A 14,106-nucleotide genomic window follows, 5' to 3' on the forward strand; every position below is an offset into this window, starting at 1 on the left:
GCCTATGGCTGGGCCGACCTGGTGGTCTGCCGCTCTGGTGCGCTGACTGTCAGTGAATTGGCTGCCGCCGGTCTGCCGTCGTTGCTGGTGCCTTTGCCCCACGCCATCGATGATCACCAGACCCGCAACGCCGAATATTTGGCCGGGGAGGGCGCTGCCTTCCTGCTGCCGCAAAGAACGACTGGCGCCGCCGATTTGGCCGCACGCCTGACCGAGGTTTTGATGCAACCGGAACGACTCAACAGCATGGCGAGCACCGCAAGCCGCCTGGCCAAACCTGACGCAACCCGCACCGTGGTCGATATCTGCCTGGAGGTGGCCCATGGTTGAGAATCAGAAAGCCATGCCACAACCGGAAATGCGCCGTATCCGTCGCATCCACTTCGTCGGTATCGGCGGCGTGGGCATGTGCGGTATCGCCGAGGTGTTGCTGAACCTGGGTTACCAGGTATCCGGTTCGGACTTGAAAGAGTCGCCGGTCACCGACCGCCTGAAGTCCTTCGGTGCGCAGATCTTTATTGGCCACCGTGCCGAAAACGCTGCCGAGGCTGACGTATTGGTGGTTTCCAGTGCCGTGAACACCTCCAACCCGGAAGTGGCCACTGCCCTTGAACGCCGTATTCCAGTGGTGCCACGCGCCGAGATGCTGGCCGAGCTGATGCGCTATCGCCACGGCATCGCCGTTGCCGGTACTCATGGCAAGACCACCACCACCAGCCTGATCGCCTCGGTGTTCGCCGCTGGTGGCCTGGACCCGACTTTCGTGATTGGTGGCCGACTGAATGCAGCCGGCACCAATGCACAGCTCGGCACCAGCCGTTACCTGATCGCCGAAGCCGACGAAAGTGATGCCAGCTTCCTGCACCTGCAGCCACTGGTCGCTGTAGTGACCAACATCGATGCGGATCACATGGCGACCTACGATGGCGACTTCAACAAATTGAAGAAGACCTTCGTTGAGTTCCTGCACAACCTGCCGTTCTACGGCTTGGCCGTGGTGTGCCTCGACGATCCGGTGGTGCGTGAAATCCTGCCGCTGGTCAAGCGTCCGACCGTGACCTACGGCTTCAGCGAAGACGCTGACGTACGTGCCATCAATGTACGCCAGGAAGGCATGCAAACCTTCTTCACCGTACTGCGTCCCGACCGTGAGCCGTTGGATGTGTCGGTGAACATGCCGGGCAACCACAACGTGTTGAACTCCCTGGCGACCATCTGCATCGCCACTGACGAGGGCGTCAGCGATGAGGCCATCGTTGAAGGCTTGTCGCGTTTTGCCGGTGTGGGCCGTCGCTTCCAGGTCTACGGCCAACTGCCGGTAGACGGTGGTGACGTGATGCTGGTGGACGACTACGGTCACCACCCGACCGAGGTCGCTGCCGTGATCAAGGCCGTACGTGGTGGCTGGCCTACGCGCCGCCTGGTGATGGTCTACCAGCCACACCGCTACAGCCGCACCCGCGACCTGTACGACGATTTCGTCAATGTATTGGCCGATGCCAACGTGTTGCTGTTGATGGAGGTCTACCCGGCCGGTGAAGAACCGATCCCGGGCGCTGACAGCCGCAAGCTGTGCAACAGCATCCGCCAACGTGGCCAGTTGGACCCGATCTACATCGAGCGCGGTGTGGACCTGGCGCCGATCGTCAAGCCGCTGCTGCGTGCGGGTGACATTTTGCTGTGCCAGGGCGCCGGTGACATTGGTGGCCTTGCCCCTAAATTGTTGGCGAGCCCGCTGTTTGCTGCCGCGAAGGGGAAGTCGAAATGATCAACGACTACGGTTCCCTGTTCTCGACAATCACACCGGCCGACTTCGGTCGCGTAGCTGTACTGTTCGGCGGTAAAAGCGCTGAGCGCGAAGTGTCGCTCAAGTCCGGCAACGCTGTGCTTGAAGCGCTGCAAAGCGCAGGTGTGAATGCCTTCGGCATCGATGTGGGCGATGATTTCCTCGCCCGCCTGCAGGCCGAGAAAATCGACCGCGCCTTCATCATCCTCCACGGCCGTGGCGGTGAAGACGGCAGCATGCAGGGCTTGCTGGAGTGCGTCGGCATTCCTTACACCGGCAGTGGCATCCTCGCGTCGGCATTGGCCATGGACAAGTTGCGCACCAAGCAGGTGTGGCACAGCCTGGGTATTCCAACCCCGCGTCACAGTGTTCTGTGCAGCGAAGACGATTGTATTTCCGCAGCCAAGGAACTGGGCCTGCCTTTGATCGTCAAACCTGCCCATGAAGGCTCCAGTATCGGCATGGCCAAAGTGAACTCGGCCGCCGAATTGATCGACGCATGGAAAGCGGCAAGTACCTACGATTCGCAAGTGTTGGTGGAACAGTGGATCCAGGGTCCCGAGTACACCATCGCCACCCTGCGTGGCCAGGTATTGCCGCCTATCGCATTGGGCACGCCCCACACCTTTTATGACTACGACGCCAAGTACCTGGCATCCGATACTCAGTACCGGATCCCATGTGGCCTCGACGCAGCCAAGGAACAGGAATTGATGGACCTCACGGCGAAAGCCTGTGAGGCACTGGGTATCGCGGGTTGGGCGCGGGCAGACGTGATGCAGGATGACCAAGGGAACTTCTGGTTCCTGGAAGTCAACACCGCTCCCGGCATGACCGATCACAGCCTGGTACCTATGGCAGCCCGTGCTGCCGGTCTGGATTTCCAGCAGTTGGTGCTGGCGATTCTGGCCGCAAGCATTGAGCCAAGAGGCTAAGAACATGAAAGGCGCATCGCTTCGTCATCAGCCCCCACCAGTACCGAGCCGCAAGCCGGTGCCACGGGGTGCCAGCCGAATGGTGGCTAAAGAGCCGATGTCGGTGCGTTTGCCGAAAGCCAATTTTGGTTTCCTCAAGGCGCTGTTCTGGCCGGTACTGCTGGTGGTATTGGGCTTCGGTACCTACGAGGGCGCCCAGCGCCTGTTGCCGTATGCCGACCGACCGATCACCAAGATCAGTGTGCAGGGCGACTTGAGCTACATCAGCCAGCAAGCGGTACAGCAGCGCATCGGCCCGTACCTGGCGGCGAGCTTCTTTACCATCGACCTGGCCGGTATGCGCTCGGAGCTGGAACAGATGCCGTGGATCGCCCACGCCGAAGTCCGCCGTGTATGGCCGGACCAGGTGACGATCCGCCTGGAAGAACAACTGCCCGTGGCCCGCTGGGGCGATGGCGCCCTGTTGAACAACCAGGGCCAGGCGTTCGCGCCGCGTGAAGTGGCCAACTATGAGCACCTGCCGCAGTTGTTCGGACCGCAGCGGGCACAGCAGCAAGTGATGCAGCAGTACCAGGCATTGAGCCAGATGCTGCGGCCACTGGGCTTCTCCATCGCACGCCTGGAATTGCGTGAGCGGGGCAGCTGGTTTTTGACGACCGGGGCAGGCAGTTCCGGCCCGGGCATCGAGTTGTTGCTGGGACGCGACCGCTTGGTGGAAAAGATGCGCCGCTTTATTGCCATCTATGACAAAACCTTGAAAGAACAGATTACGAACATTGCGAGCGTCGACCTGCGTTACGCCAACGGCCTGGCCGTCGGCTGGCGTGAACCAGCTGCGCCGACGACAGCCAAACCCGCTGTCGCGAAGAATTAAGAAGAGGCAGGACCCATGGCAAACGTGCAAAGCGGCAAAATGATCGTCGGTCTCGATATCGGCACCTCCAAAGTGGTGGCGCTGGTGGGCGAGGTCGGGGAAGACGGCGTTATCGAGATCGTCGGTATTGGCACGCATCCGTCCCGGGGCCTGAAGAAGGGCGTGGTGGTGAACATCGAGTCCACCGTGCAATCGATCCAGCGCGCCATCGAAGAAGCGCAGTTGATGGCCGGTTGCCGGATCCACTCGGCGTTCGTCGGCGTGGCCGGCAACCATATTCGCAGCCTGAACTCCCACGGCATCGTGGCGATCCGCGATCGCGAAGTCAGCTCGGCCGACCTTGAGCGCGTCCTCGACGCCGCCCAGGCCGTGGCGATCCCGGCTGACCAGCGCGTGCTGCACACCCTGCCGCAGGACTATGTGATCGACAACCAGGAAGGCGTTCGCGAGCCCCTGGGTATGTCGGGCGTACGTCTGGAAGCCAAGGTCCATGTGGTGACCTGCGCCGTCAACGCCGCACAGAACATTGAAAAGTGCGTGCGCCGCTGCGGCCTGGAAATCGACGACATCATTCTTGAGCAACTGGCTTCGGCCTACTCGGTACTGACCGACGACGAAAAAGAACTGGGCGTGTGCCTGGTGGACATCGGCGGCGGTACCACTGATATCGCGATCTTCACCGAGGGTGCGATCCGTCACACCGCCGTGATCCCGATTGCCGGCGACCAGGTGACCAACGACATCGCCATGGCGTTGCGCACACCCACCCAGTACGCCGAAGAAATCAAGATCCGCTACGCCTGCGCCTTGGCCAAGCTGGCCGGTGCCGGTGAAACCATCAAGGTGCCGAGCGTGGGCGACCGTCCACCGCGCGAACTGTCGCGCCAGGCCCTGGCTGAAGTGGTCGAGCCACGCTACGACGAGCTGTTCACGTTGATCCAGGCTGAACTGCGTCGCAGCGGTTATGAAGATTTGATCCCGGCCGGCATCGTGCTGACCGGTGGCACCTCGAAGATGGAAGGCGCGGTCGAACTGGCCGAGGAAATCTTCCACATGCCGGTGCGCCTGGGCGTGCCCCATGGCGTCAAGGGCCTGGGCGACGTCGTGCGCAACCCGATTTATTCCACTGGCGTGGGCTTGCTGTTGTACGGGCTGCAGAAGCAGACCGACGGCATTTCCCTGTCGGGCCCGAGCATTCGTGACAGCTACCGCAGCGATGATGATGAGAAAGCGCCGTTGCTGGATCGGATCAAAAGCTGGGTACAGGGCAATTTCTAACGATTTACCGCAACACCGACACACCGCAACACCGTTGTAAGCAGTAGGCGAAAAAACTAGAGAAATGAAAGGAGAGGGAACATGTTCGAACTCGTAGACAACATCCCCGCAAGCCCGGTCATCAAAGTGATCGGTGTCGGCGGTGGCGGCGGCAACGCTGTCAACCATATGGTCAAGAGCAACATTGAAGGCGTTGAATTCATCTGCGCCAACACTGATGCCCAGGCGCTGAAAAGCATTGGCGCGCGGACCATCCTGCAACTGGGCACAGCCGTGACCAAGGGCCTCGGCGCTGGCGCCAACCCGGAGGTCGGCCGTCAAGCCGCCCTGGAAGACCGCGAGCGTATCGCTGAAGTGCTGCAAGGCACCAACATGGTCTTCATCACGACCGGCATGGGCGGTGGTACCGGTACCGGTGCTGCGCCGATCATCGCCGAAGTGGCCAAGGAAATGGGCATTCTGACGGTCGCTGTCGTGACCCGTCCGTTCCCGTTCGAAGGTCGCAAGCGCATGCAGATCGCCGACGAAGGCATCCGTCTGCTGTCTGAAAGCGTCGACTCGTTGATCACCATTCCCAACGAGAAGCTGCTGACCATCCTGGGCAAGGACGCAAGCCTGCTGTCCGCTTTTGCCAAGGCTGACGATGTACTGGCCGGTGCCGTTCGCGGTATCTCCGACATCATCAAGCGTCCAGGCATGATCAACGTCGACTTTGCCGACGTGCGTACCGTGATGAGCGAAATGGGCATGGCGATGATGGGCACTGGCTGCGCCAGCGGTCCGAACCGTGCACGTGAAGCCACTGAAGCGGCGATCCGCAACCCGTTGCTGGAAGACGTGAACCTGCAAGGCGCACGCGGCATCCTGGTGAACATCACCGCCGGTCCTGACCTGTCCCTGGGTGAGTACTCCGACGTGGGTAGCATCATCGAAGCCTTCGCCTCCGAGCACGCCATGGTCAAAGTCGGTACCGTGATCGATCCGGACATGCGTGATGAACTGCACGTGACCGTGGTTGCTACCGGCCTGGGTGCGAAAATCGAGAAGCCTGTGAAGGTGATCGACAACACCCTGCACAACAGCCAGGCCAGCCAGGCGGCCGCCGCTCCAGCACCTGCTCGCCAGGAACTGCCGTCGGTGAACTACCGTGATCTGGACCGTCCGACCGTGATGCGCAACCAGGCCCAGGCCGGTGCTGCGGCGTCCCGTAGCCTGAATCCGCAAGATGATCTGGACTACCTGGACATCCCGGCATTCTTGCGTCGTCAGGCCGATTAATGGAATGTATCAGGGCTATGAAGGTGATTGGTGTTCAGCAAAGGTCTGGTCTGCTATTATCGCCAGCCTTTGTTGATACCAGTTCGCAATTTGCGCTGAAGCGGTCCAAGCCATGATTAAACAACGCACCCTGAAGAATATTATTCGTGCCACAGGTGTAGGTCTGCACTCCGGGGAGAAGGTATACCTGACCCTCAAGCCTGCACCTGTCGACACCGGCATCGTGTTTGTGCGTGCCGACCTGGACCCTGTGGTGCAGATTCCTGCTCGCGCGGAAAACGTTGGCGAAACCACCATGTCGACCACATTGGTCAACGGTGACGTCAAAGTGGACACGGTGGAGCACTTGCTCTCGGCCATGGCTGGCCTGGGCATCGATAACGCCTACGTCGAGCTCTCCGCGTCCGAAGTCCCTATCATGGATGGCAGCGCTGGACCCTTCGTATTCTTGATTCAATCTGCCGGCCTGGAAGAACAGGACGCAGCCAAGAAGTTCATTCGCATTCTGCGGGAAGTGACAGTAGAAGACGGCGACAAGCGCGCCACCTTCGTCCCGTTCGAAGGCTTTAAAGTGAGCTTTGAGATCGATTTCGATCACCCGGTATTCCGTGACCGCACCCAAAGTGCAAGCGTGGATTTTTCCAGCACTTCGTTCGTAAAAGAAGTCAGCCGCGCCCGTACCTTTGGTTTCATGAGTGACATCGAGTACCTGCGCAAGCACAACCTCGCACTCGGCGGTAGCGTGGAAAACGCCATTGTGGTCGACGCGGATGGTGTACTGAACGAAGACGGCCTTCGCTATGAAGACGAATTCGTGAAGCACAAGATCCTCGATGCAATCGGTGACCTCTACCTGCTGGGCAATAGCCTGATAGGTGAGTTCAAAGGCTTCAAGTCGGGCCACGCCCTTAACAACCAGCTGCTGCGCAAGTTGATTGAGCAGACAGACGCTTGGGAAGTCGTGACCTTCGAAGATGCCAGCACCGCACCGATCTCTTACATGCGTCCCGTTGCGGCGGTGTAAGTAACAACTCTCTTTCTTTAGTTTTGAAAGGCCACCTTCGGGTGGCCTTTTTTTATGCCGGCTCTCATTTTAAATGCAGTCCCACATTCAAAGAGTCGTGGCATCCACAATTCGATTGCGCCCCGTATGCTTGGCCTCATACAACGCCTGATCCGCACTGAGCAACAACCCCTCCAGCGACAAACGACTGCGTTTTTCCCAAGTGCTCATGCCGATGCTAACGGTGATCGGCTGCTCGGCACCCGCCACCCGTGGCAAATGCTCGACACTGCTGCGGATATGCTCGGCAATCACCCAGGCGCCCTTGGCATCGGTATGCGGTAATACCACCGCAAACTCCTCTCCGCCATAGCGGGCCGCCAGGTCGGCAGGTCGGCGGATGTTGTCTTCAATCACCTGAGCGACCGTGCGCAGTGCCTCGTCACCACCGTGGTGGCCATGGCGGTCGTTGAAGGCTTTGAAGTGGTCGACATCAATCATCAGCAACGTCAGCGGTTCGGTGGTGCGTTGCGCGCGGTCCCACTCCAGGCGCAGGCGTTCGTCCAGGGTGCGACGGTTGGCCACGCCGGTCAGGGCGTCGGTAGCTGCCAGTTCTGACAGCACCCGTTCGGCGTGATGGCGGCGGCGCAGTTCCTTGCTGAGCATCCAGGTCAGCCACAGCAGACCGATGCACAGCAACCCCGTGGCGAGGCTGATCAGCACGGCCGCACGTTTCCATTGGGCGAAGACTTCGTCGGTAGACAAAGCCACCGCCACGATCAGCGGCAAGTTGCCGACCGTGGAGAAGGTATAGAGCCGCTCCTGATGGTCGACACTGGAGATGCCACGAAAGCTGCCGTCCCGCTCCTTGAGCATGCGCGCCACGTTCGGGCGTTGGCTCAGGTCTTTGTCGACTATGTCCATCTCCAGCATCGGTTGCTGCGCGAGCAAGATGCCTTGGTGGTTGATCAGGTTGATGGTGCTGTTACTGCCGATATTCAGGCTGCTGAACAATTGATGGAAATACGACAGGCGCATGGAGGCGACCGCGACGCCCTGGAAGCTGCCGTCCGGCGCGGAAAGGCGGCGGCTGAACGCGATGCGCCATTGGTCGTCGCACACGCAGCGCGCGGAAAACGGGCGGCTGATATACAAGCCAAGATCGGGGTTGGCGCGATGCACCTGGAAATAGTCGCGGTCGGCGAAGTTGCCGGTCTTGGGGATGAGCAACGAGGAGTCGGCAATGACCCCTCCATCAGCGTCCAGCAGCAGAATGTCGCCCTTGTACGGCGCCGCGGCCGAGCGGTCGAACAGCACCAGGTGGCGGATGCTCGCTGAAACGCCCTGCAAGTCATTGCGTTGGGCGGCGGCGATCAGGCCGTTGAGTGCCGTGTCGTAAAGCTCGACGTTACGCAGTACATCAGCCTCGATCAGTTGAGTGATGTTGTTCGCCGTGCGTGTTGCAGCCTGCTGGGTGTTGCCGTGCTCTCGAATCAGCAAGGCGGCGACGATCGCCACGATCAACATGACCGTGAAGACGCTGCCCAGGATCAGCAAACGTTCCGGGCGACGTGTAGGGCGTGAGAGGCTCGGGCTCATCGGGCTTACTTCTGATTCCTGGATGCCAATAGCGTAGTACTTGTAGGGCTTGGCAGGGTACAGGTTGCTGATGGGTGATCAAGGTCAGAGTACGGCGGCGTCCACAATCCGATTGCGCCCGGTGTTCTTGGCTTCGTAAAGCGCCTGATCCGCACCCAGCAACAATGCTTCCAGCGAGAGACGGTGGCCTTTATCCCAGGTGCTCATGCCGATACTCACGGTAATCGGCTGCTCGGCGCCTGCCACCCGTGGCAGGTGCTCGACACTGCTGCGGATATGTTCAGCAATGACCCAGGCGCCTTTGACGTCGGTATGCGGCAGCACCACCGCAAACTCTTCTCCACCGTAGCGTGCCGCCAGGTCGGCCGGGCGCCGGATGTTGCCGCCGATCACCTGGGCAACCGTGCGCAGCGCCTCGTCACCACCGTGATGGCCATGGCGGTCGTTGAAGTCCTTGAAGTGGTCGACGTCGATCATCAGCAGGGTGAGCGGCTCGGTGGAGCGCTGCGCACGGTCCCATTCCAGGCGCAGGCGCTGGTCCAGGGTGCGACGGTTGGCCAGGCCGGTCAGGGCATCGGTGGCGGCCAGTTCCGACAGCACCTGTTCGGCGCGATAGCGACGGCGCAGTTCCCGGCGCAGCATCCAGGTCAGCCATAACAAACCGATGCACAGTACACCGGTGGCGCCACTGGTCAGCAGTGCGGCACGTTTCCAAGGGGCAAACACATCCTCGCTGGACAGGGCCACCACCACGATCAGCGGCAAATCACCCACAGCGGTAAACGTGTACAAGCGCTCCGTGCCGGTGACGGCGGAAATGGCCTGGAAGCTGCCTTCGCCTTGGCCCAGTATGCGCTTGAAATTCGGGCGGTCGCTCAGGTCCTTGTTGATCATGTCGCTTTCCAGCAGCGGCTGCTGGGCCAGGAGAATGCCCCGGGTGTTCATCAGGTTGACGCTGCTGCTATTGCCGATGGTGAGGCGATTGAATAGCTGATCGAAATACGCCAGGCGCATGGTCGCCACCGCCACGCCGGCAAACTCGCCATTGGGTCCCGGGACACGTCGGCTGAATGCAATGCGCCACACTTGATCGCAGTCGCAGCGGATCTTGAAGGGGCAGCTGATAAACAGCCCCGCTTGAGGGTTCTGTTTCTGTGCCAGGAAGTAATCGCGATCGGCAAAGTTACGCGGCGTCGGCCGCAGTGTCGAGGAGTCGGCAAATACCGTGCCTTCGGCATCCAGCAACAGCACTTCGCCCTTGAAGGGGGCCGCGTTGGATTGATCAAACTGCACAAGGTGCTGAATATCAGCAGGCATCTGCGTCAGTTCCTTGCGCGAGGTAGCCGCGATCAAACCCTGCAATGCCAGATCGTAAAGCTCGACGTTGCGCAGCGCATCGGCATTAATCAATTGGGTGATATTGGTGGTCATGCGCTTGGCCGCCTGCAACGTGCTGGCGTGTTCGCGGCTTAGCAACGCCGCGACGATGACCACGATCAGGATGACGGTGAGACCACTGCCCATCATCAGCAGCAGCTCTGGACGTGCGGGCAGGGTACGAATGCGGGGTTGGCTCATCGCGCAGCCTTCAACAAGGAGAATGCTGGCAGTTTAGTTCTACGCGATGAAAATTAAATGATTGGTTAACAAGAAAGATCAGCGAGTTAGAACACGTTGATCGGGTAATCCACGATCACGCGGTATTCATCCACATCCCGATCGACCGCCGAGTAGCCGTTGCCACCGCGGTTGGTTGCCCATTGCAGACGCACGGCCAGGTTCTTGGCCTTGCCGCCCTGCACCACGTATTTGAGGTCGATGTCCCGTTCCCAGTGCTTGGCGTCTTTACCGTCGGCGCTGTACCAGGCGCTGTAGCCACGGCTGTTGGGATCGACCTTGGTCAGGTCGGTCTTGCCGCTGATATACGACACGGCCGAAGTCAGGCCGGGCAGGCCCCAGCCCGCGAAATCATAGGCGTACTTGAGTTTCCACGAACGCTCGTTGGGCCCGTTGAAGTCCGAGTACTGCTGGGAGTTGTCCAGGTAAATGCTGTCGCCCTGGGTGATGTAGTCGAACGGCGTGTTGCCGTTGACCCGCTGGTAGGCGGCGGTGACGCTGTGGTGGCCGATGCCCACGGTGAAATGCAGGCTGTAGGTGTTGTTGTCGATGTTGCCCAGCAACGCCTGTCCGGTGTCCTGGGTGTGGTAGTAGTGCAGGCCCGGGTTGAGGCTGACCAGGTCGTTCAGCGCGTAGGTGTAGTCCAGGTCGTAGTAGTACTGGTGCCAAACGTCTTTGAGTTCGGAGGCGTACAGGTTGCTGGTCAGGCCCTGAATACCGCTGAACGACACACCGGCCCAGTTCAGGTGCTGGCTGTCGGCGTGACTCGGCAGGGTACCGTAGCTGGTGCCGATACGGCGGTGTCCGCTCTGGTTATAGAGCTTGGTGAAACTGGCCTGGCCGCCTTCAAGCATCCAGCCGTCGACGCTGTGGTTGGTCAGGCTCACGCCACGGAAGGTCTGCGGCAACATGCGGGTCATGCCGCCGGCGATCACCGGGTTATTGAGGAACAAATCGCCGGCTTTCAGCTCGGTGTCGAACGCCCGCATTTTCAAGGTGCCGCCCGCAGTGGAGAACGAGCCCGGCGCTTTGCCGTTGCCGCTGCCGTAAGGCAGGATGCTGGAGCCGTCGGTGCCGCCGCCCCCGTCGAGTTTGAGGCCGAGCATGGCATTGAGGTCCAGGCCAAAACCGACCGTGCCCTGGGTGTAGCCGGACTCGAACGTGCCGATAAAACCCTGGCCCCATTCCTTGCTGTCATCGGTGTGAATGTCGCGACGGTCGCGGTTCATGTAGTAGTTGCGGGTGTTGATGTTGAGGTGTGAGCCCTCAACGAAACCGTCGGTGGGGGTGGTGTCTGCTGCTTGGGCGAGAGGGACGATCGTTGCTGCGATGGCGAGGAATAACGGGGTGAACGTCAGCGAGGTTTTCACCGGTGGAGCTCCTTTGGTCAATCATTAACGGCCAATGTCGTGGGTGTGTGCCTGGCCTTTTTTACGGCAAAAAAAAGCCGCTGAAGTCAGCGGCTTTAAGACAGATTCCCAGTGTAGAGCCCTGGAAAAAAGTCGAGGGAAATTCGGGTGAGCGGGAAGCTGTCTTTGCCGTCGCGCTCATCGGTGCGTCAAAGTAACGCAGGTGAGCGGTGCGATATAGAGTGTAACAAGATAATGACTGTTGCCCAAATCGCAACAGTATGAGGTTTGGCTGCTGCACATTTGCTGGCGGTGTTCTTAAGATTCAGACGGGCAGGGTGATGCCAAAGGTATTGCCGCCGCCCTCGCTGCGCACGAACACATCGCCACCGTGCATCAGCGCAATCGCCTTGACGATGGCCAGCCCCAACCCATGATTGGCCCCGCTGTTACTGCGTGACGCGTCCACTCGATAAAAGCGTTCGAACAAGCGTGGCAAGTGCTCGCTGGCAATTTCATCGCCAGGGTTGGTTACCCCAATCGTTACCTGATGCGCCTGCTGTTCAATATTCACCTCGATGACCTGCCCCGGCGCGGTGTGTTGTACCGCATTGCCCAGCAGGTTGATCAGCGCACGGCGCAGGTGGGCCTTTTCGATATGCACCAGGGCATCGCCACGGACCTGCACCTTGACCTGGGCGTCTTCGAGGATGAAGTCCAGGTAATCGAGGGTGGTCGCGACCTCATCGGCCAATGAGCTTTCAATCAGCTTGGTCGCCTTGCTGCCTTGGTCGGCGCTGGCCAGGAACAGCATGTCGTTAATGATCGAGCGCAGGCGTTCGAGCTCTTCAAGGTTGGACTGCAGCACCTCGAAGTAATGCTCCGCCGAACGCCCCCGCGTGAGCGCGACTTGGGTTTGGCCGATCAGGTTGGTCAACGGCGAGCGCAGTTCGTGGGCCACGTCGGCGTTAAACGACTCCAGGCGCGAGTAGGCTTGCTCCACACGGTCGAGGGTGGAGTTGAACGAGTTGACGAACTGGCTCAGTTCCGGCGGCAGCGGTGACAATTGCAGGCGCCCGGACAATTTTGGCGGCGCGAGCTTCTGCGCTTCATCCGACAGTTTGCCCAAGGGCTTGAGCCCGATGCGCGATACCCAGAATCCCAGCAACGCCGCCAAAGCCACGCCGACAAAGGCCAGGCCGATCAGGGCAATCAACAACTGATGTTGGGTGGCGCGGAAGTTTTCGGTGTCGATGGCAATCATGAAGCGCAAAGGCGGACGTTGCTCTTTAGCCGGGAACTGGCTCACCAGTACTTTGAACGGGTATTCATGCCCCGGCAGCCGCAGGTCACGCTTGCCGGTGGGGCCGGCGGCGAAGGCGCGAATCTGTGCATCCGGTTGACCGTATTCATAATTGGGATCGCTGCTGACCACCCAAAAACGAATGCGTTTGTCTTCTTCACCCAACAGCTTGAGTTTGGCGGTGATCTTCGCCCAATGGTCCGGCGTGCCGAAGCGTGTCACCGAGGATTCCAGCACACTGTAGCGCGCGTCCAGCTCGGCGCCGGGCAGCAAGCCCAGGCCACGGTCGACTTGCTGGTACAGCGCGCCGCCGATCAGCATGAAGATCAGCAGCGCCACCAGGGTGAACATGCCGCTCAGGCGCAAGGCGATGGAATTAGCCGCCACTTTGGCTCTCCAGGGCGCGACTCTCCAGCACATACCCCATGCCGCGAATGGTATGTAGCAGCTTCTGTTCGAATGGCCCGTCGAGCTTGGCCCGCAGGCGTTTGATCGCCACTTCCACCACGTTGGCGTCGCTGTCGAAATTGATGTCCCAGACCATTTCCGCAATCGCGGTCTTGGACAGGATTTCCCCCTGGCGCCGCGCCAATACACTGAGCAATGAAAACTCTTTGGCCGTCAGGTCCAGGCGCAGGCCGTTGCGACTGGCCTTGCGGCTGATCAGGTCGATCCACAGGTCGGCGACGGTGACCTGTACCGGCTCATGCCCGCCACTCCGGCGGGTCAACGCTTGCAGGCGCGCCACTAGTTCCAGGAACGAAAACGGCTTGCCCAAATAATCATCGGCACCTTCGCGCAGGCCACGGATGCGGTCTTCCACGCGCTCGCGGGCGGTGAGCATGATCACCGGCGTCTGCTTGCGCGCGCGCAAGGCACGCAATACGCCGAAGCCATCAAGGCCGGGCAACATCACGTCGAGGATGATCACGGCGTAGTCGTTCTCCAGCGCGAGGTGCAAACCCTCGACGCCTTCGCGTGCCACATCGACGGTGTAGCCTTGCTCCGTCAGGCCACGGTGCAGGTAGTCTGCGGTTTTTTCTTCATCTTCAATAATCAGAACGCGCATGAGCCTTTTGCTCCA

The 14,106-nt window shown here is 60.2% G+C and carries 12 protein-coding genes; 7 read left to right on the forward strand and 5 right to left on the reverse strand.

Features of this window, described 5'->3' with window-relative positions; translation table 11 throughout:
- From ACRESD_RS14255 to lpxC, 7 genes are all read left to right on the forward strand, one after another.
- Positions 1-330 (forward strand): glycosyltransferase (locus ACRESD_RS14255; RefSeq protein WP_431751495.1); only part of this gene is annotated, 330 nt, incomplete at its 5' end.
- A complete protein-coding gene (gene murC / locus ACRESD_RS14260) occupies positions 323-1,768 on the forward strand; it encodes a UDP-N-acetylmuramate--L-alanine ligase (protein ID WP_431751496.1) in 1,446 nt (481 codons plus the stop codon). The genes ACRESD_RS14255 and murC, both read left to right, overlap by 8 nt.
- Complete coding sequence (locus tag ACRESD_RS14265; RefSeq protein ID WP_431751497.1) at positions 1,765-2,721, forward strand: D-alanine--D-alanine ligase; 957 nt, start codon at positions 1,765-1,767, stop codon at positions 2,719-2,721. Before murC ends, ACRESD_RS14265 begins: the two co-directional genes overlap by 4 nt.
- Positions 2,722-2,725: 4 nt before the next feature.
- Positions 2,726-3,595, forward strand: a complete 870-nt coding sequence (locus tag ACRESD_RS14270) for a cell division protein FtsQ/DivIB (RefSeq protein ID WP_431751498.1) — start codon at positions 2,726-2,728, stop codon at positions 3,593-3,595.
- A gap of 15 nt (positions 3,596-3,610) precedes the next feature.
- Positions 3,611-4,873: a cell division protein FtsA gene (ftsA, locus tag ACRESD_RS14275; RefSeq protein WP_431751499.1), complete on the forward strand. Its 1,263-nt coding sequence runs from the start codon at positions 3,611-3,613 to the stop codon at positions 4,871-4,873.
- Positions 4,874-4,954: 81 nt separating this feature from the next.
- Positions 4,955-6,151: a cell division protein FtsZ gene (gene ftsZ, locus ACRESD_RS14280; RefSeq protein ID WP_248748837.1), complete on the forward strand. Its 1,197-nt coding sequence runs from the start codon at positions 4,955-4,957 to the stop codon at positions 6,149-6,151.
- A 112-nt stretch (positions 6,152-6,263) separates the two neighbouring features.
- Positions 6,264-7,175, forward strand: coding sequence for a UDP-3-O-acyl-N-acetylglucosamine deacetylase (gene lpxC / locus ACRESD_RS14285; RefSeq protein ID WP_003171886.1), 912 nt, complete (start codon positions 6,264-6,266; stop codon positions 7,173-7,175).
- 87 nt (positions 7,176-7,262) lie between these two features.
- Here lpxC and ACRESD_RS14290 read toward each other — a convergent pair whose 3' ends face one another.
- From ACRESD_RS14290 to ACRESD_RS14310, 5 genes are all read right to left on the reverse strand, one after another.
- A complete protein-coding gene (locus tag ACRESD_RS14290) occupies positions 7,263-8,753 on the reverse strand; it encodes a diguanylate cyclase (protein ID WP_431751500.1) in 1,491 nt (496 codons plus the stop codon).
- A gap of 84 nt (positions 8,754-8,837) precedes the next feature.
- Positions 8,838-10,331, reverse strand: a complete 1,494-nt coding sequence (locus ACRESD_RS14295; protein WP_431751501.1) for a sensor domain-containing diguanylate cyclase — start codon at positions 10,329-10,331, stop codon at positions 8,838-8,840.
- 86 nt (positions 10,332-10,417) lie between these two features.
- Positions 10,418-11,740 carry an OprD family porin gene (locus tag ACRESD_RS14300; RefSeq protein ID WP_431751502.1) on the reverse strand — a complete coding sequence of 441 codons (1,323 nt, stop codon included), beginning with the start codon at positions 11,738-11,740 and terminating at the stop codon, positions 10,418-10,420.
- A gap of 304 nt (positions 11,741-12,044) precedes the next feature.
- Entirely contained in the window at positions 12,045-13,409 is a 1,365-nt protein-coding gene (locus ACRESD_RS14305; protein WP_431751503.1) for a heavy metal sensor histidine kinase, read from the reverse strand.
- Positions 13,399-14,091 carry a heavy metal response regulator transcription factor gene (locus ACRESD_RS14310; RefSeq protein ID WP_431751504.1) on the reverse strand — a complete coding sequence of 231 codons (693 nt, stop codon included), beginning with the start codon at positions 14,089-14,091 and terminating at the stop codon, positions 13,399-13,401. The genes ACRESD_RS14305 and ACRESD_RS14310 overlap by 11 nt, the downstream gene beginning before the upstream one ends.
- Positions 14,092-14,106 lie beyond the last annotated feature (15 nt).

The organism is Pseudomonas sp. (assembly GCF_050739995.1).
In the GTDB taxonomy this organism is placed as follows: Bacteria; Pseudomonadota; Gammaproteobacteria; order Pseudomonadales; family Pseudomonadaceae; genus Aquipseudomonas.

Bases quoted from the DNA above. Each gene is read 5' to 3' on its own strand.
- lpxC (WP_003171886.1), top strand. From the start codon at position 6,264: ATGATTAAACAACGCACCCTGAAGAATATTATTCGTGCCACAGGTGTA.
- murC (WP_431751496.1), top strand. From the start codon at position 323: ATGGTTGAGAATCAGAAAGCCATGCCACAACCGGAAATGCGCCGTATC.
- ACRESD_RS14310 (WP_431751504.1), bottom strand. From the start codon at position 14,091: ATGCGCGTTCTGATTATTGAAGATGAAGAAAAAACCGCAGACTACCTG.
- ftsZ (WP_248748837.1), top strand. From the start codon at position 4,955: ATGTTCGAACTCGTAGACAACATCCCCGCAAGCCCGGTCATCAAAGTG.
- ACRESD_RS14270 (WP_431751498.1), top strand. From the start codon at position 2,726: ATGAAAGGCGCATCGCTTCGTCATCAGCCCCCACCAGTACCGAGCCGC.
- ACRESD_RS14265 (WP_431751497.1), top strand. From the start codon at position 1,765: ATGATCAACGACTACGGTTCCCTGTTCTCGACAATCACACCGGCCGAC.
- ACRESD_RS14290 (WP_431751500.1), bottom strand. From the start codon at position 8,753: ATGAGCCCGAGCCTCTCACGCCCTACACGTCGCCCGGAACGTTTGCTG.
- ACRESD_RS14295 (WP_431751501.1), bottom strand. From the start codon at position 10,331: ATGAGCCAACCCCGCATTCGTACCCTGCCCGCACGTCCAGAGCTGCTG.
- ftsA (WP_431751499.1), top strand. From the start codon at position 3,611: ATGGCAAACGTGCAAAGCGGCAAAATGATCGTCGGTCTCGATATCGGC.